Origin of the sequence: Nocardia mexicana NBRC 108244 (assembly GCF_001613165.1) — a bacterium.
Classification (GTDB): Bacteria; Actinomycetota; Actinomycetes; order Mycobacteriales; family Mycobacteriaceae; genus Nocardia; species Nocardia mexicana.
In genome coordinates this window covers 1-17,556 of sequence record NZ_BDBV01000146.1, presented here as the reverse complement: position 1 = coordinate 17,556, position 17,556 = coordinate 1, and the positions used below count along the sequence as shown (strand labels likewise).

At 68.3% G+C, this 17,556-nt stretch carries 17 protein-coding genes and 1 pseudogene; 9 read left to right on the top strand and 9 right to left on the bottom strand.

The features are described 5' to 3' along the window. A partial coding sequence (locus NM1_RS39475) for an HNH endonuclease signature motif containing protein (protein ID WP_157124109.1) occupies positions 1-596 on the top strand: 596 nt, incomplete at its 5' end. A 403-nt stretch (positions 597-999) separates the two neighbouring features. Here NM1_RS39475 and NM1_RS39470 read toward each other — a convergent pair. Together NM1_RS39470 and NM1_RS39465 are read right to left on the bottom strand one after the other, a co-directional pair. After that, positions 1,000-1,788, bottom strand: coding sequence for an alpha/beta fold hydrolase (locus NM1_RS39470; RefSeq protein ID WP_068032752.1), 789 nt, complete (start codon positions 1,786-1,788; stop codon positions 1,000-1,002). Positions 1,789-1,896: 108 nt separating this feature from the next. Then, positions 1,897-2,661, bottom strand: coding sequence for a glucose 1-dehydrogenase (locus tag NM1_RS39465; protein WP_068032749.1), 765 nt, complete (start codon positions 2,659-2,661; stop codon positions 1,897-1,899). A 183-nt stretch (positions 2,662-2,844) separates the two neighbouring features. Here NM1_RS39465 and trpB point away from each other — a divergent pair, with 183 nt between their 5' ends. Both trpB and NM1_RS39455 read left to right on the top strand, forming a co-directional pair. After that, complete coding sequence (gene trpB, locus NM1_RS39460) at positions 2,845-4,083, top strand: tryptophan synthase subunit beta (protein ID WP_068032765.1); 1,239 nt, start codon at positions 2,845-2,847, stop codon at positions 4,081-4,083. A gap of 52 nt (positions 4,084-4,135) precedes the next feature. Then, positions 4,136-5,212 carry a threonine aldolase family protein gene (locus NM1_RS39455; RefSeq protein ID WP_068032747.1) on the top strand — a complete coding sequence of 359 codons (1,077 nt, stop codon included), beginning with the start codon at positions 4,136-4,138 and terminating at the stop codon, positions 5,210-5,212. 35 nt (positions 5,213-5,247) lie between these two features. On the opposite strand, the gene NM1_RS39450 is transcribed toward NM1_RS39455, so the two are convergent. Next, positions 5,248-6,033 (bottom strand): maleylpyruvate isomerase family mycothiol-dependent enzyme, encoded by a 786-nt coding sequence (locus NM1_RS39450; RefSeq protein WP_068032745.1) that lies wholly within the window; start codon positions 6,031-6,033, stop codon positions 5,248-5,250. 216 nt (positions 6,034-6,249) lie between these two features. On the opposite strand from NM1_RS39450, the gene NM1_RS39445 reads away from it, so the two are divergent. Continuing rightward, a complete protein-coding gene (locus tag NM1_RS39445) occupies positions 6,250-7,464 on the top strand; it encodes an oxygenase MpaB family protein (protein ID WP_068032743.1) in 1,215 nt (404 codons plus the stop codon). A 130-nt stretch (positions 7,465-7,594) separates the two neighbouring features. Here NM1_RS39445 and NM1_RS39440 read toward each other — a convergent pair whose 3' ends face one another. Further along, positions 7,595-7,993, bottom strand: a complete 399-nt coding sequence (locus tag NM1_RS39440; RefSeq protein WP_147289183.1) for a hypothetical protein — start codon at positions 7,991-7,993, stop codon at positions 7,595-7,597. 169 nt (positions 7,994-8,162) lie between these two features. Here NM1_RS39440 and NM1_RS39435 point away from each other — a divergent pair, with 169 nt between their 5' ends. The 3 genes from NM1_RS39435 to NM1_RS39425 all read left to right on the top strand — a co-directional run bounded on the left by NM1_RS39435 (position 8,163) and on the right by NM1_RS39425 (position 11,421). Then, complete coding sequence (locus NM1_RS39435; protein WP_068032763.1) at positions 8,163-8,939, top strand: DUF6319 family protein; 777 nt, start codon at positions 8,163-8,165, stop codon at positions 8,937-8,939. Positions 8,940-9,417: 478 nt separating this feature from the next. Beyond that, positions 9,418-11,160 carry a sodium:solute symporter family protein gene (locus NM1_RS39430; protein ID WP_084520484.1) on the top strand — a complete coding sequence of 581 codons (1,743 nt, stop codon included), beginning with the start codon at positions 9,418-9,420 and terminating at the stop codon, positions 11,158-11,160. A 12-nt stretch (positions 11,161-11,172) separates the two neighbouring features. Beyond that, complete coding sequence (locus NM1_RS39425) at positions 11,173-11,421, top strand: hypothetical protein (protein WP_068032739.1); 249 nt, start codon at positions 11,173-11,175, stop codon at positions 11,419-11,421. Between the two features lie 116 nt (positions 11,422-11,537). Here NM1_RS39425 and NM1_RS39420 read toward each other — a convergent pair whose 3' ends face one another. From NM1_RS39420 to NM1_RS39410, 3 genes are all read right to left on the bottom strand, one after another. Beyond that, on the bottom strand, positions 11,538-11,846 hold the full coding sequence (locus tag NM1_RS39420; RefSeq protein WP_068032737.1) for a hypothetical protein: 309 nt from the start codon (positions 11,844-11,846) through the stop codon (positions 11,538-11,540). 122 nt (positions 11,847-11,968) lie between these two features. Continuing rightward, the gene (locus tag NM1_RS39415) at positions 11,969-12,637 is read right to left on the bottom strand and encodes a Rid family hydrolase (protein ID WP_068032736.1); all 669 of its coding nucleotides are present in this window, start codon (positions 12,635-12,637) and stop codon (positions 11,969-11,971) included. Positions 12,638-12,704: 67 nt separating this feature from the next. Then, positions 12,705-14,282 carry a flavin monoamine oxidase family protein gene (locus NM1_RS39410; RefSeq protein WP_068032734.1) on the bottom strand — a complete coding sequence of 526 codons (1,578 nt, stop codon included), beginning with the start codon at positions 14,280-14,282 and terminating at the stop codon, positions 12,705-12,707. 252 nt (positions 14,283-14,534) lie between these two features. On the opposite strand from NM1_RS39410, the gene NM1_RS39405 reads away from it, so the two are divergent. Next, complete coding sequence (locus tag NM1_RS39405; RefSeq protein WP_068032758.1) at positions 14,535-16,034, top strand: APC family permease; 1,500 nt, start codon at positions 14,535-14,537, stop codon at positions 16,032-16,034. After that, a complete protein-coding gene (locus NM1_RS39400; protein WP_068032732.1) occupies positions 16,031-16,762 on the top strand; it encodes an IclR family transcriptional regulator in 732 nt (243 codons plus the stop codon). The genes NM1_RS39405 and NM1_RS39400 overlap by 4 nt, the downstream gene beginning before the upstream one ends. 24 nt (positions 16,763-16,786) lie before the next feature. Here NM1_RS39400 and NM1_RS39395 read toward each other — a convergent pair whose 3' ends face one another. Together NM1_RS39395 and NM1_RS43255 are read right to left on the bottom strand one after the other, a co-directional pair. Continuing rightward, on the bottom strand, positions 16,787-17,146 hold the full coding sequence (locus NM1_RS39395; protein ID WP_084520483.1) for a DUF4377 domain-containing protein: 360 nt from the start codon (positions 17,144-17,146) through the stop codon (positions 16,787-16,789). A gap of 211 nt (positions 17,147-17,357) precedes the next feature. Continuing rightward, positions 17,358-17,556, bottom strand: a pseudogene (locus tag NM1_RS43255) (hypothetical protein); the annotation flags it as partial.

The window sequence follows — 17,556 nt, the reverse complement described above, 5'->3', positions numbered from 1 at the left end:
CGGTCGTGACGGTGAAGGTCGAGGACCTGGAACGCATGTCGGGTGTGGCGACGACGGCGACCGGTGGCGTCGTTCCTGTCGCGGAGGCGCTGGCGCTCGCGGAGCGGTCGCTGCCGTTTCTGGCGGTGTTCGACCATGCCGGGCTGCCGGTGCATTTGGGGCGGATGAAACGGCTGGCGTCTCGGGCGCAGCGGCTGGCGTTGATCGCGGCCCTGCGTGGGTGTTCGCGTCCCGGTTGTGATGCGCCCGCGAGCTTGTGCGCGGTGCATCACGTGCTGGATTACCGCAAGGGCGGGGCGACCGATCTCGAGAATCTCACGCTGGCCTGCGATGGCTGCCATGCGTTGATCCACGACGGCCCGGGTGGCTGGAAAACGATTGTGGAGGGCCCGAATTCACCGTATGCGGGGCGCACGGCGTGGATCGCGCCCCCGCACATCGACCCCGGCCAGATCCCGGAGATCAACCACCGCCACCACGCCGGTGAACTGTTCGCCGAAATCCTGTCCCGCATCCACCTGCGCGACGAGTGTGCTCGTGAGGACCATCGGCGGTGGCAGCGCGAACAGGCACAACGAAAACGCACTGCCGCCTGAACGCGCGGTGGTGTGAACACGCCGAGTAACGAGGCACTGCGGCGTGATCAAGGCACGGCGGCGTGAACGCACGCTGCGTGCAGGCGCTGCTGCGTGCGGGGCGCTGCTGTGTGCAGCGCGCTGCAGTGGGTGAGGCGTTGTGGTGTGGGGGAGTTGTGGGTGTGTGAGTGCTGCTGCGGTTGGCAGTGCTGCGTGTGGGAGCTGTCGTATGCAGGTGCCGCTGCGTGCAGGCGCTGTGTGAAAGGACCGCTACGGCGCAACGCGTTTGCACGGATACTCACCACGCACTTCTCGCCGCTACCTGGCCCCGCCTCTTACGCACGAACCTCTTACGCATGAACGCGGCGTGAGTAGGTCGTGGCCCTGCTGGCGTACCGCCCGTGAAGGTCGCGGCGCTCAACCGTCAGCGCGTGGCCTGAACGAACTCGGCAAGGTCCTTGGCCATCGGTTCGGGCTCCCAGGTGTGTCCGGCACCGGGCATTCGTTTCCGAGTCGCGCCGGCGATTGCGGCGGCGAGGGAGTCGGCGGCGGTCAGCATCACCGGGTATGTCTGCTCGCCCATCAGTACCTCGACGGGTACGTCGATACCGGCGAAAAGCTCTGTGTGCGGGGACGATTCGGCCCACACCAGCGACTCACCGTCCGGTCGCAGGCTTCCGGCCTGGGCGACGAGGTCGGGGAACTCGGGGGTGGTGCGCCATGCTTCCAGGAATTCCGGCGGGATGTCCTTCATGTAGTACGTCAGCGCGCCCTCCAGGTCACCCGCCTCGATTCGCCGATCGACTTCCGCGGCCCATTCCCGCGCACCCCCATCCGGCGGTCCCAGCGGCGCCTCCCAGAGCACGAGGCCGTCGACCGGAAGCCCGCGAACAGCCGCCGCCAGCGCGATGGCGCACCCGGACGAATGGCCGCACAGGACGGCGCTGCCACCGGCGGCCCGGATGAGCGCGGCGACGGCATCGAGTTCACGGTCCAGATCGATGCGCCCGTCGACCTTACTCTCGCCACGTCCCAGCCGGTCGTACACGACGGTCGTGATGCCCTGCACCGCAGCCGATTCGGCGGTCCTCGTGGTCACCGGGTCGATGGCCCGGTACGGCCCGGCGCCCGCGATGAAGATCAGCGCGGGGCCGGAGCCACGGATGTCGTAGGAGACGCGATCGCCTCGCGATGTCGTCAGGTGGGTGCTCATGGTCGCCCCTTCGGATCGGCTGGGACCCGGACATCGGGTCGCAGTGTATGGAGACCAGGGGGCAACGCCGAACTAATCACGGCAGTGCTGATTCGCCGCTGAACCACCTCACACCGCGGGTATCGCCGCGACCAACCCGCCGTCGATGACCAGGTCCTGGCCGTTGACGTAGCCGGCCTCGCCGGAGGCGAGGAAGGCCACCGCGTCCGCGACGTCCTCGGCGGTGCCGAATCGACCGGCGGCGATCTGGGCCAGGACGTCGGCGTGCGCCTCGGCCGGGATGTTGTCGTGGAACATCGGGGTCGCGATATAGCCCGGGCTGACGGAGTTGACCCGAATGCCCTGCGGGGCGAGTTCGGCCGCGAGGGTGTGGGTCAGGTTGTGCACGGCCGCCTTCGTCGCGGAATACAGCGAGCCGCCCGGCAGGCCGCGGTGCAGCGTCCACGAGGCATTGATCACGATCGCGGCGCGGTCGGCGAGCAGCGGAAGGGTCTTCTGGATCGTGAAATACACGCCCTTGAAATTGATGTCCACGAGGCGGTCGAATTCGGCCTCGGTGACCTCGGCGGTCGGTCCGAACGATGCCACTCCGGCGTTGGCGAACACCACGTCGAGCCGCCCGTAACGGGCCCGGACGGTCTCGGCCAGGGCCTCCAGGTCGGCGACGTCCGAGGCGTCCCCGGCGACGGCCAGGACGCGGTCGCCGCCGCCCAGGCTCTCGACGGCCGCGTCCAGCCGGGACTTGTCGCGCCCGGTGATGACCACCCGCGCCCCTTCGTCGAGCAGCCTGCGGGCGGCGGCCAGGCCCATACCGCTGGAGCCGCCGGTCACGAGGGCGATCTTGTTGTCGAAACGTTCGTTGCTGTGCGTCATGAGAACCACCCTGACGTCCGGAACACGGGGCAACCAGTGCGCCGTGAACCTGGGCGCCGCGCGACCAGGCTGAGGCTTTCCTAACAGAGCGTTAACTATTCCGTTGCCAACAGGCATTACTCCGCTAGCCCGGGTAAGACAGGATGCACATGTGGGTCCGGTGAGTGAATCGCGTTGGTGCTGATGGTTATAGATCACGGTGTGGCGGGCGGTGTCTACGACTCCGCAGTTTTCCCGGATGAACAGGGTAGATTCGGAAGATTCGGCGGCCGGTACGTGCCCGAGGGGCTGATGGCCGCGCTGACCCAGCTCGACGCGGCATACCGGCGGGCGCAGGCCGACCCGCGATTCACCGACGAACTCGGGGAGTTGCTGCGCGACCGCGTCGGCCGCCCGACGCTGCTGCACCGCGTGCCCCGCCTCGCGGAATCGCTTGCGGTGCCGGGTGTCCGGGTCTACCTGAAGCGCGAGGATATGGCGCACACGGGCGCTCACAAGATCAACAGTGCGCTGGGGCAGGTGCTGCTGGCGCGGCGGATGGGCAAGTCCCGCATCGTCGCGGAGACGGGTGCGGGCCAGCACGGCGTCGCGGTGGCGACGGTGTGCGCGATGCTGGATCTGTCGTGCACCGTCTATATGGGCGCGCACGACATGCGGCGACAGTCCTCCAATGTCGTGCGGATGCAACTGCTGGGCGCGCAGGTCCGGGCGGTGCACACCGGTCGGCGTCGGCTGAAGGACGCGGTCAGCGAATCGGTCCGGGACTGGGTGACGAATGTCGACACCACCCACTACGTGTTCGGTACGGCGGCCGGACCGGCGCCGTATCCGCGGATCGTCCGGGACTTCCAGACCGTGATCGGGAACGAGTCCCGGGCGCAGGTGCTGAAATCCGAAGGGCGGCTGCCGGATTACGTGATTGCCTGCGTGGGTGGCGGCAGCAACGCCATCGGCATGTTCCATCCGTTTCTGGACGATCCCCAGGTGCGGCTGATCGGTGTGGAAGCGGCGGGCCGCGGAACCGAAACAGGCTGGCACGCGGCGACATTGAACTCCGGAACGCCCGGCGAGATCGACGGCGCATTCAGCTACATGCTGCAGGACGAGGACGGCCAGATTGCGCGAACACACAGCATCGCAGCGGGTTTGGACTATCCCGGTGTCGGGCCGGAGCTCAGCCACCTCAAGGAAACCGGCCGCGTCATCTACCGCACGGCCACCGACGACGCCGCGCTGCGCGGGATGCGCGCACTCACGCGCGGCGAGGGCATCATCGCCGCCCTCGAATCCACCCACACCGTCGGATATCTGCTGGAGCTGGCCGAGCGCGGTGAGCTGCCGCCCGATTCGGTGGTGCTGCTGTGCCTGTCGGGGCGCGGCGACAAGGATCTCGACATCGCGGCGCAGCGGCTGGGCTCGTAATTCTCTGACCGCGTTACCGTGGGCGGGTGAACAGGTTCTCGGAGGTGAGGTGATGGATCCGGTGACAGACGCCATCCGCCGACACGATGCGACCGTGCGCGGCTTCGCCAGCGACAACTGGGCAGGTATCCATCCGGAGGTACTGGCGGCACTGGCGCTTGCCAACGGTGGTCATCAAAGGTCCTACGGCACCGACGAATACACCACCGCGCTGCAGCGGATCTTCGCCCGCCATTTCGGCGAACAGGCTCGCGTGTTTCCGGTGTGCACCGGTACGGGGGCCAATGTCGTTGCGCTGCAAGCACTGCTGCCGCGCTGGGGCGCGGTGATCACGGCCGAGTCCGCACACGTCAACTCCGACGAATGCGGTGCCGCGGAGAAGGTGGCCGGAATCAAGATCTATCCCGTCGCCACCCCGGACGGCAAGCTCACCCCCGAACTCGTCGACCGGCAGGCCTGGGGGAGAGGCAACGAGCATCGCGCGCAGCCGCTGGCCGTCTCGATCACGCAGACCACCGAGACGGGCACCTGCTACTCGATCGACGAGATCCGCGCGATCTGCGATCACGCACACGACCTGGGCATGCTCGTGCACGTGGACGGCGCCCGGCTGTGCAACGCGGCGGCCTCGCTCGGTGTGCCGCTGCGCGCGTTCACCAGCGACGTCGGCGTCGACATCCTGTCCTTCGGCGGGACCAAGAACGGCCTGATGCTCGGGGAGGCCGTGGTCGTGCTCGCACCGGACCGCATCCACGACCTCGAGTATCTGCGCATGCTGTCCACGCAGCTGGCGTCCAAGATGCGGTTCCTCTCGGTGCAGTTCGAGGCGTTGCTCGGCGGCGACCTGTGGTTGCGCAATGCCACCCACGCCAACGCCATGGCCGCGCGCCTGGCGCAGGCCGCGGGACGCATCGAGGGAGTCAAGATCGCGCAGCCGGTGCAGTCCAATGCCGTATTCGCCGTCCTCCCACCGGATGTCACAGCCCGGCTGCAGCGGCGGTTCCCCTTCCACGTCTGGGACGAGGACACCGGCGAGGTACGGTGGATGTGCGCGTTCGACACCACCGCGGACGATGTGGACGCGTTCGCCGAGGCCGTTGCTGTGGAGATGGGTGCCGGACGGACGTAGCCGGGCGCGGGCAGACGCTGTGAATCACCGGCGGCTCAAACCAGCTTGATCGAGTCCAGCACGCGCGTGCCGAGTTCGGCGTCGCCGGTCACCGCTACCGCGCAGGTCCGCCAGGGGAGGCGGCGGGTGCCCCACTGCGGGAATTCCAGTGCGAGCGCGGCGATATGGGCCGCGGCGCCGGCGGCGGGGGCCGGGCGGACCCGGATGCGGCCGCCGCGGGGTTCGATACGCCAGGTGCCCCCGCCCGGCCCGGTGAGGGTGAGTGCGACCGGTGCCTCGAGCCAGCTCAGGGGCCGGCGATGGGAGCGTTCGAGCAGGGCCGTCAGCCAGGTCAGCACCGCGGCCATTCGCCGGGGGTCGGTGGGCGGGACCGGGCGGTCGAGGGCGACGGCGATGTCGTGGCGCAGGTGCGTATGCCAGTCGAATACGAGCATCGCGGGAACGAGATCCAAGGGGTACCAACCCAATTCGCCCACCGGCAGGCGAAGCTGACCGATGCCCGGTGCGGTCAGCGCGTTGAGCGCCGTGCAGCCGCGAGCCGTCCAGGTGGTGAGGTCGCGTAGCACGTGTTTCGTTGTGTGGGAGCGCCTCTCGTCGACCAACCGCTCGTTGAGCCGTTCGATGTCCCGGGTGGTCGCGAGCGCGAAGCCCGTCGGTGTCACCAGCGCCCGGACGGTGGCGGTGAGATGGATGAACACGTCGGCGACCGACCACCCCGGCGCCGCGCTCGCGGCGGCCAGATCGGCCTCGCTCAGATCCGCGCAGAAGTCCAGCAGCGCCTGCCGTTCGTCGCGCAGCGCGGGCATGTGCGATGCGCTCATCGGCCTGGTCCGGAGCGTCCCGGGGCGCGGCGCACGATCGCCGGCCACGGGCACGGTCCTACCACCGAACTCCTCATGAAAACCGCAGGCTACCGGCTGTTCGGGCGCTGTGCACGGCTGGGAACCATTGACGCAATGAGAGAAATTCACGTACATTGTTTCACGAGAGAGATCGTATCCGCGTCGCCCCTGGTGTCAGCTCAAAGGAGAGCAGCGATGAGTCCGACCGTGCCGCGCCGGCATCCCGACACACCGCGCAAGGTCCCGGGCCTGCGCCCGTTCGCGCTGCTGATGGGTATCGGCAAACCGTCTCCGGAGCAGTGGCGCGACCTCGGGGAGTCGCTGCTGATCGCCGACGAGCCGATGGACCGGGTCGTCGACTGGATGTATGCCGAGGGCAGTGACCGCACGCGGCCGCTGTTCGAGCGGGCCCTGCGCGACGGCATCGCGAGCGTTCCGGACGCGCCGGAACCGTTGCGGGAGTTCTTCGTTCGCTACGAGACCGTCCCGGAATGGGTGGATTGGGACAAGATCCGCCGGGCGGAGCAGGTGTTCCGGGCGGGCGGCACCGACGGTCTGTACATCGCCCGCGACGTCTCGCTGCTGGGCGGCTACCTGGCGTCCGGTTTCAACAAGACCCTGATCCGCACGGGCGCGCTGGAGAAGGGCCCGGCCAAGCGCTTCGCCGAGACCCTGCAGTGGGCCCTCGACGTCACCTCCGACGATGGCATGCGGCCGCTGGGCGCCGGATACCGCTCCACGATCCACGTCCGGCTCATCCACGCATTCGTGCGCCGGCACGTGGCGGCCATGCCGGACTGGGATGCCGAGGAGTGGGGCGTGCCGATTAACCAGACCGATATGGCGGCCACCCTCGTCGGCGCGCTGATCGCCCCGATGGTCGGGGCCATGCCGATGGGTATCGTGCCGACTCCGGCCGACGCCGACGCCGCCGCGCACCTCACCCGGTACGTCGGCTGGCTGATCGGGGTTCGGGAGGAGTGGCTGCCCAACGGTTTCCGGGATGCGGTGCGCGTGCTCTACCACTGCATGTGCGCGATCACCAATCCGGATGAAACCACGGCGCAGCTGGCGTTGCCGATGGGTGACGAACCGCTCGGCTGGCACTTCCGCAACCTGCCCGCGCTGCGCGGGCGCCTCGCCCGGGCGCAGCACCTGTCGATCGCGAGCACGTTCCTCGGCCCGAAGGCCATGCGCAGCCTCGGTCTCCCGGCGTACATGCCGCCCTGGTACCCACTGTTGCGCATCCCGGTGAACCTCACCAGAAGTGCCGTGACCCGGTTGCCCGGCGGGCCCGAGCGCGCCGCCGCCCGCGGCCGCCGCGAACAGGAGGCCTTCCTGCGGCGGCTGGTCGGCGAGCAGAGCGCGGTGATCGGCGAGTCGGCACAGCACGTGAGCCACGCGGCCTGAGTCGGTATCTTCTCGGCGCCGGCGGAGGCCGGGCGACCGACGGCGGCCAGGGGAGCTGTCGGCGAATTCGATGGCCGGGTGCGCCGGGAGGTGAGTCGCCGGACGTACCGGCGGCTGTATTGGCCGCGTATCAATGCGGCAGCGGATACACCTGTGCGCTGCCGTCCTGGGAGTTGATCTCGATTCGGGTGAACCTGTCGTTCTCGGGCGCGGACAGCCGGACGGTTACCGGGGTCGATTGTTGCTGTCCGGATGCACAACTCGGCTCGCAGGTATTGAGGTGCTGAGTTCCCGAGCCCAGCGCCGAGTCGGACGTCCAACTGCTCCAGGCGATATCCGAGACCGCCAGATTGGCGTCGGCGCAGGTGACGGTGATCCGCGCAGGCCTCGTCTCCGGCTCCGACAGGCAGTTCGCCACCTGCGCGACAGTCGGTGTGGCGGACGGTGTGGCGGCGTCGTGCCCTTGGTCGGCGGTGCACCCGCCGAGGGCAATCGCGGCAACTGTCACCGCGCAGCGAAGTGAACGCATACGATTCTCCTGGTCGGTCGAGATCGGCGGGCCGGGCGGAAACCTGGATGTAGCTTAAGATTTGCCGGTTCGCGTAGGGTCGCTCGGTACAGCCGGACGATGTGGACTTGTCGGTGTCATGGGGCATGCTCGTGGCACGCATATGTCCACGAACCGCCCGGAGAGCACCATGTCGTCCCGTCGAACCAAGCCGCAACCTTTGTCCGACATCGAGATTCGGCAGATCGCCGCGGACATCGCGGCCGGCCGGCCGCCGATGGTGTGGTTCACCGCGGCCGCGGTCGGCGTGCCGGAGGGCCGCTCGGGCAAGGTGGTCGCGCTCGGTGATCCCGCCGAGGGCGACTTCCTGCAGGTGCGGCCCACCGGATCCAAGGATGAACTGTCGTTCTCGCCGACCGAGGTGACGCTGACCAAACCGGCCCGGCGCACCGCGGCACCGGCCGCCACGAAGCAGACCGCGAAGAAGACCACGGCTAGAAGGAAGGACACCGCAGTGAGCATGCCGTCGACCGTGAACCCGGCGCCACCGAATCCCGAGCCGGTGAAACCCGCTGTTGCCGAGCAGGGTTCGGCTCCGCAGCCGACACCCGCCGCCGATTCCCCGGCGCCGAAGCCGGCGGCCAAGCCCGCACCGGCCCCGGCGAAGCCACCGCAGAAGAGCGCCGCCGCCCGCAAGTCCAAGACGGGCCCGGAGGTGACGGTGACCCTGTCCGGCACCGCAGACGGCGAGTGGACCGTCGAGGTGGTGCACGGCAAGAAGCGCACGCGCGGCCTGTCGGTGCCGGGCGCGACGGTCGCCCAGGCCGCGAAGCTCCTGCATCCCGAGGTGGCCGAGGTGGTCGATTCGGTGCTGGAGTCGGTCCGCAGCAGCCAGCGCGCCAAGGTGGAGCAGCTGCAGGCCGAGCTGGAGCAGGCCCGGCGGGTACTGGACGATCTGGCGGGCTAGCCCGTAACACCTATCCGGATCCGCTGGTTTCGTCGCCGCGGTAACCGCGGCGACGAAACCAGCGGGGTCGCTGCACGATCCCCGCCGGGAAGTCCCGCACCGAACCTGGTAGACGGGCACCGACACGCGGTCGAGTTGCTGTATCGCGTCGTGGGTCGACCGAGGCAGGCGCTGTGCGGCGTCGCCTTGCCGATCGGTAACGCAGAGCGATCGGCGATCCAGCACGCGTTCGACAAGCTGTGCGTGTCTTGGTCGCGGCATGCAAGGCGCCGCGCGCTCGGTGGGTTGTGTGTGTCGTGGTCGCGATACAAAACCAGACACAGCAAGGTGCCGCGCGCTCGGTGGGCCGTGCGTGTCGTGGTCGCGATATAGAAACCAGACACAGCTCGGGCAAACTACTCCTGTGAGCGCTAACAAGACGCTAGTATCCGGGTTCGGCCGGTTGGTCATCCGATGACCCCATCGACAGGAGAGCTTTATGCCGCCCGCTGCTGAGCCGCCAGGCGTGTTCGATTCGGTGCTCGCGGGGGATACCGCACACTCGGTGCTAGCCGAGGGCACCCAGCTACGCCTGGATGCCGCACCCGTCGACTATCTGCTGGTCGCACTGTATTTCGTCTTCGTTCTCGGCATCGGGCTGCTGGCGCGGCAGCGGGTGTCGTCGAGTATCGACTTCTTCCTGTCCGGGCGTTCGCTGCCGGCCTGGGTCACCGGCCTGGCCTTCATCTCCGCCAACCTCGGCGCGGTGGAGATCATGGGTATGTCGGCCAACGGCGCGCAGTACGGCATGCCGACCATGCACTACTTCTGGATCGGCGCGGTGCCGGCCATGCTGTTCCTCGGCGTGGTGATGATGCCGTTCTATTACGGCTCCAAGGTGCGCAGCGTGCCCGAGTTCATGCGCCGCCGCTTCGGCACCGGGGCGCATCTCGTTAACGCTCTCAGTTTCGCGATCGCCCAGGTGCTGATCGCCGGGGTGAACCTGTATCTGCTGGGTTCGATCCTGAACGTGCTGCTGGGGTGGCCGCTGTGGGTGTCGATCGTCGTCGCCGCGGTGATCGTGCTGTCCTACATCACCCTCGGCGGGCTGTCGGCGGCGATCTACAACGAGGTGCTGCAGTTCTTCGTCATCGTCGCCGCGCTGCTGCCGCTGACCCTGGTCGGTCTGCACCGCATCGGCGGGGTCGGCGGGCTGAAGGACAAGGTGCTGGCGCAGCCGGACGGCGTCGAGCAGTGGCATTCGTGGCCGGGCAACGAGCTGAGCGGGTTCGCGAACAACTTCATGTCCGTGGTCGGCATCGTGTTCGGCCTGGGTTTCGTGCTGTCGTTCGGCTACTGGACGACCAACTTCGTCGAGGTGCAGCGCGCGCTGGCGACGCATTCCATCTCTGCGGCCCGGCGCACGCCGATCATCGGCGCCTTCCCGAAGATGTTCATCCCGTTCATCGTCGTGATCCCCGGCATGATCGCCGCGATCCTGGTCCCCCAGATCGCCGACCTCAAGGCCACCGGGCAGGGCGACGCCACCTACAACCAGTCGCTGTTGTACCTGATGAAGGCGGTGCTGCCGAACGGTCTGCTCGGCGTGGCGCTCGCCGGCCTGCTGGCGGCGTTCATGGCCGGCATGGCGGCCAATATCTCGGCGTTCAACACCGTGTTCAGCTACGACCTGTGGCAGCAGTACGTGGTCAAGGACAAGCCCGACGGCTACTACCTGGGCGTCGGTCGCCTGGCGACTGTCGGCGCCACCGTCATCGCGATCTTCACCGCGTTCATCGCCGGGAATTTCTCGAACATGATGGACTACCTGCAGACGCTGTTCAGCTTCTTCAACGCGCCCCTGTTCGCGACGTTCATCCTCGGCATGTTCTGGAAGAAGATGACCCCCACGGCCGGTTGGGTCGGCCTGGTGTTCGGAACCCTCTCCGCGGTGGTGGTTTTCATCCTGCACCAGACGGACGTCTTCCACCTGTCCGGTCAGGGCTCGAGCTTCCTCGCCGCCGGTGTGGCCTTCGTGGTCGATATCGTGCTCAGCGTCATCGTCACCCAGGTGACCGCGCCGAAGCCGGCGGCCGAGCTGGTCGGCTTGGTGTACTCGGAGACACCGAAGGCCCAGCTGCGCGATCCGGACGCCGCCTCGCTGCCGTGGTATCAGCGCCCGGTGCTGCTCGCCGGTATCGCGCTGGTGCTGGTGATCGCGCTCAACATCCTCGTCCGATAAGGAAGGGACGCAATGCTTTTCGATATCCGCACCATTGTCGGCACACTGATCGGTTGCTACGGCGTGATCCTCGTCGTCACCGGCCTGGTGAGCAACTCCGAGGCCGACCTGGCCCGCTCCGGCGGCTGGAACACCAACCTGTGGGCCGGCATCGCCATGGTGATCGTGGCCCTCGCCTTCTTCGCCTGGGTCGTCCTGCGCCCGGTCAAGGAACTGGTTCACAAGACCGAGGTGGATACCACGCCGGAGAGTCCGGAGTAACCCGGCCCGTACCGTTGGATCCCCTGCCGCAAGGGGCGAGAGCCCGGTCATTCCTGTGAACGACCGGGCTCTCGCTGCGATTCAACGACCTTCAAACGCTCTGCGGCGCAACGTCGTCAGTTCCAGACACCGGTGACCCTGCCGCACCGGACCACCTCATTGCCCTTCGCATCAGGGCCGACCTTGACATCGATGGTGTCGCCGCACACGTCATTAGGGTCGCGGTTGATGTGGAGCGTCTGCTCCGAATTGCAGTGGTTGTTGTAGTAGACCGTCGTCGTCAGGTCCCCGCTGTCGTCGTATGAGTACGCGAAACAACCACTCTCACCCCGCTCGGCGGAGGCGGTGGGCGCGGCGGCGACCGCAATACCGACCGAGGCCGCGGCGATCGCTACACCCGCGAGTGTCCGGCTCGTTTTACGCATTTGTTCCTTTCATCGGATATCCGGCGAGCCAGTGTACGAATTTGCATGACAGATCTTCAATCTGTGTGCATTCGTCCCTGGGAAGGGTGACTCTTGCACACGCCGGGGGCGTGGCAACGGCACTACGACCGCGGCCCCTTCCCGGCCGGATACACCGCATCCACCTCGACCTCGACGAGCCAGCCCGGGACGGGCAGCCCGGCGACCTCGAGGGCGAAGCGGGTCGGGCGGGCCGCGTTGCGGACCAGAGGTGCTGTGGGCGGGGCGGTTCCGAGCGGGACGAGTTCGGTATCGCCGGTGTCGAGATTGGTGTTAGCGAAGAACTGGCGGTAGGCGCGGTTCCAGCCCGCGTAGTCGGCGCGGTCGGAACCCGGTGCGTTGTCGAGGAATACGCGCATGGTGGTCACGTTGTCGACCGACAGGCCCTGCGCCTCCAGGTTCTGCTTGATCTGCGCCAGCACGGCCATGCCCTGGGCCTCGGTGATCGTCACTCCGGCAGGTAGTTTCGCGCCTGGGAACTGCTCGGTGTCGATAAATGACTCCGGGCTGTTCTCCGGCGCCGCCTTGTTCCCCGCGGCGGGACCGATGCCGCTCGTCTTGTAGAGCGCTGCGCCACTGGTGATGGCGACGCCCTGTGCGATCATCGGATTCGCTTGTCCTGGTTCGAGTATCGTCTTCGCCGCCCCGGCGTCGGCCGGTGGTTTCGAGGCCGCATCCGGGTCGGCGGAACACGCCGTGAGGGCGAGCGCGGCGGCCATCAGCGCCACCGCGGCAGCGATCGGTCGGGTCATCTGTACTCCTTGCTCGAGCCGATTCTGCTGGGGCAGAACAGTATTAGGATCCGAAAGTGTGGCGCATTCAGCTCGCGAGGACGCGGGCATGGACGGCGGTGACGACCGCGCGCGCCGAGGTGAAAGCGCCGTGCTGCCACGCGATCGCATTGGACAGGTGGTCACCCGCGAAATGGATGCGCCCGACCGGCTGCAGCAGCTTCTCGTAATCGGAGCTGCCGTGCCCGCCGTGCGAATCGCTCACGCCCCGCCAGCCCACCCAGGCGCCCTCGGAGAATTTGGTGCGCCGCCAGCTCCCCGAGAACGACGAGCTGATATCGCGGCCGTACTTCTCGCCGTGGATCGCCGACCCCTCGGCCACCGCCTTCGCCAAACGTTGCCGGTGCGTGAGGGATTCGAACGCCCGCTGCTGCCTGCCGTTGTTGTAGTAGCCGACGACCACGCCGCGATCGGAGTGGAAATGATCGTAGGGGAACATGATCTGGGCGATATCGGCATCGGTGTTGGTGGCGCCGCCGTAGATTCGGTCCTCGAGCTCCCACCAGCGGCGCGAATATTCGATACCGAGCTTTCCGGCCGACACCGGAACCGCGGCCTGCAGGGCGAGCAGAACATCGGCGGGCAGATTGTTGGCCAGGCGGCCGACGAGATTCGGCGGCAGCGTGCAGATGCAGTGATCGGCGGTGACGGACTGCTGTTTACCGTCCTGGGTGAACTCGACCCGCACACCGTCGGTCACATTGCGCATCGCCGTCACCTCGGCCCCATAGCGGATGCGGTCGGAGCCGATCTTGTCCTGGAAGGCGTGGTAGATGCGGTCCATGCCGCCGACCGGGGTCATCATCATCATGGCCTGGTCATGGTCGAACTCGAAGCTGAAGTTCCGGCCCAGCCCGCCGCGAATGACCTCCGACATGCCGTACGGCTTGCGTTGGGCGCCGAAGTCCGTCCCCGCCCCGGGCTCGGATTCGTAACCGCGGCGCGAGGTTCCGAGATACCGGCCATCGCTGGACAGATCGCCGAAATCGCGCAGGAACGACGACAGCGCCTCCTTGTCCGTCGCCGAGAGCACATCGTCGAGCGCTCCCCGGGCGGACGCCTTGTGCAGCAATTCCGACATGTAGCCGTACACATCGGCCTTGGCGGCGCGGTACTGCACCGGCTGCCCGGACAGCGGTGTGTCGCTGCGGTAGTGCACGAGTGTGTTCGCGTTCTGATTGCCGAACGGCTGGATCTCGACTCCCAGCTCCCGGCAGTAGTCGAGGGTGATGTGGCCCTGCGGAATTCGGGTAGCGCCCAGATTGAAGTAGTGCCCCTCGGAGAACTCACATGTCTGGGTTTCGCCGTTGAGGTCGGTCTCGGAGGTGCCCCGGCGGACCGACCACACCCGGCCGCCCGGCCGCTGCCGGGCCTCGAGCACCGTGACGTCGTAGCCGCCCTTGCGCAGTTCGTACGCCGCGCACAGCCCCGCCGGTCCGCCGCCGAGAATCACCACCGAATGCTTACCGTCGACCCGGCCGATCAGATCGCCCCGCGCCGGTGCCCGGAAGTCCCGTGCCACATCGGCGGCCGCGGGTGCCAGGCCCAGCGTGGACAGCGCCCCGTAGGCCAGGCCCACGCCACCGGTGACGCCCAGGCCCTGCATGAAAGATCTTCTGCTGACAGCCAATTCGAACTCCGTCCACTCCGTTCGCGTAGTCCGAAGTCTGGAATGTGCGCGGGTCGGTGCGGCTACGGCGGCGAAAAATCCCGCGATCGGCGAGTGAGACCACCCCCACGCGGGTTCTCACTCGGCCTCCCGCGGTGGACCCATCGCCGCAACATGTCCGAAATGCGGCATCGCTAGGGTCCGGCGCACCGGCATCAGCGTGTCCGTGCCGGTGTGGAGGTGTGCACGATGAATGCCCTGACCGACGCGGTGGCGCGGTCGTTCGCCGCGGCAGAGCCCGATCGCCCCGCGGTCTCGCCGCTGCGTGCCCTCGGCAGGCGGCGGCTGTCGGGCGCCGAGGTGCTCGGGCAGTCGGTGGCCACCACGGCTCCCGCCGCGTCGATGGTGATGCTGCCGGTGACCATGTTCGGCTCCGAGACCCTGCTGCCCGGCCTGGTCACCATTGTCGTGGCGACCGTGGTGATCACCCTGATCGCCTGCTGCGTGGCGCAATTCACCCGGCGCCTGGCCGCGGCGGGCGGTCTGTACACGTTCGTCTTCCAGGGTCTGCGCACCCGCGCGGCGCTGATCTGCGGGATCGGCCTGCTCGTCAAGTACCTCGGCAGCGCGGCGCTCACGATGTATCACGGCGGGCAGGCCGCCCTCGCGGTCGCCGCCCAGCTCGGCATCACCGTGCGCGGTGCGGGCAGCTACGTCGTCTACCTCGCGATCGCCGCGATCATCGGCTGCGCGCTCGTCCGCGGTGTGCGCTTCGCCGCCGTGGTGACCCTGGCGGTCGAGGCCTGCTCGCTGGCGTTCATCGTCGGGCTCATGCTGCTGCCGGGATCGGCCGATCAGGTGGCCGTTGCGCCGCCCGGCTCCGGTGGGCCGGGTGTGCTGCTGGTTGCGCTCACGGCCGTGTTCTCGCTGGCGGGTTTCGACAGCGCCACCTTCTTCGCGCCGGAGACCCGGCGGCCGCTGGTCACGGTGACCCGCGCGGTCCTGCTCACCCCGATGATCTGCGGGACGTTGTTCATCCTCGCCGCCTGGGCGGCCTGGTCCGGGCGCGCGGGCGCGCTCGTCAACGCGTACCTGCACGGGACGTCGACCGGGGTGAGCCCGCTGGTGGTCGTCCTGCTGAATCTGGGCCTCACCGCCTCCTGGCTGGGATCGTCGATGGCGTCGTCGAATGCGGTGTCGCGGCTGGTCTACACGATGGGCATCGAGGGTGTGCTGCCGCGCGTGTTCACCCGCGTGAACCGGCGGCTGCGGACTCCCTCGGTCGCGCTGGCCGTGATCGTGAGCGTCGTGACGGCCGGGGCGATGGCGGGGCTCGCGCTCGGCGGGGTGCCCGCCGAGGCCAAGATGGTGGTCCGGACCGCGCTGTGCATGACGTACATCCTGGTGGCGGTGGCCTCGGTGCGGTTCCTGCTGCGCATCCACGAAATGACCCGGCGTGAACGCGATTTCGCGGTCGTCGGCGCCGTGACGCTGTCGTGCACGCTCGGGCTGCTGTTCGTCACCGACGCGCTGCGTGGCAGTTTCGTCGCGGCAGGCGCGGCATCGGTGATCGTGGCGGCGGGGATCGTGTGGCACCGCCGCACCGGGCCTCGGATACGTTCTGCCATAGGCGTTTTCGACAGCCCGGAATCCGCCGATGTGCTACCCGGCGCCGGAGTGTTCGCCGTCAACGAGCGCGGCCGCATGGCCCTGGTCGGTGCGCGTCACCTCGGCCCCGGCGAGCGGTGACGACCTACCACCGCGGGGCGCCCAGCGGTCACGAGCCCCGCGCCGTGCAGAAAGCGCTCGCACTGCTGGAAGCGGTGGCGCAGCTCGGTCCGGGAGCCACCGCCAAGGACATCGCGGCCCTGACTCGGATCGCCCCCGCGACCGCCTATCGGCTGCTGAATCTGCTGGTGGCCGACGGCTATCTGGTCCGGATCGAGGATCTGTCCGGCTTCGCGCTCGGCCGCCGCACCCGCGAGCTGGCCGCGGCGGCCGAGCCGGACCCGCCCGCCGACAACGACCGCGTCCTCGCGGAGCTGCGCGCCCAGGTCCGATTCGGCATCCACCTGGCATCCTTCCACGGGGGCCGAATTCGCTTGGTGGACAAGGACCCCGACCACGAACTGAGCGGCGAGCAGACGCTGACCACGCACCTGCACGCCTCGGCGATCGGCAAGCTGCTGCTCGCCCGCGACCCGAACCTGGCGGGCCCGCTCCGCCGGGTCACCGCCTCGACCATCACCCCCGGCGCGGCGCTGCTCGAGGAACTGCACCGGGTCCGGAACGCGGACCTCGCCACCGAGGTCGACGAATGCCGTGTCGGCCGCAGTTCGCTCGCCGTCCCGGTCCGCACCGGCACCGGCAGGGCCGTGGGCGCCCTGGCCGCCATCGGCAGAACCGGCCGCTTCGCGGTCACCGACGGCGACCTGATCGACCTGCTGCGGGCCACCGCCACCCGAATTCGATTGTGAGCAGCGGAAACCGCCGCGTGCGCGCTACGCGGGTTGCTGCTCCACCACCCGGACCAGCCGCCAGGAAACGGTGGAGGCGTCGGCCGGAGGATCGAGCACCGGACGCTTTTCCACCTGCAGGTGGTAGCGGTATCCGGGTTGGTGGTCGAAGCCTTCGATGCGGTCGTAGAACAGTTCCCACGGAGCATTCGGATCGCGACGGACCTGCAGGCAGGTTTGCGGCGCGACGCCGGTACACGGCCGGGTCTGCTCGGCGACGTAGAGATCGATGACCTCGCCGACGGCGGGGCTGCTGGTCGGGGAGGAGCCGGATTCGCCCGTTGCGGCACATCCGATGACCGGAATGAGCATCAGGGCCGAGGCGACGGCCAGGCGGAGCCGCATGACAGGAAGTATGCCACGGCCCGACCGGCCGCCGAGAGCAGCGCGAACGACGCAGTGCCGACCGACAACTTGCAGCGATACGAATCGGTAGTTTCCGCCGCCCCTGACCGACTGACAGCTGCCGGACCCCTCCGGGGCGTGCGCCGGCGGGGAGGTATCCGCCCGGGTGGGGTGCCGGGCGGATACCTGATGGGAGTGCCTGTGGTGCTTGCTATTTGGCCGGTGCCGGGGGCATCGGCTGGTTGACCGTGGTGAAGTACTGCACGGCCGCGATGATGGCGACGGGTGCGGTGACCAGGATTTGCCCGGCCAGGGTGCCGAGGGCGCCGATGGCGATGATGCCGCCGAGGCAGCCGACGGCAGCGGCGGGGATGAAGGGGCCGAACATGCCGACGATGGTGGCGGCGGCG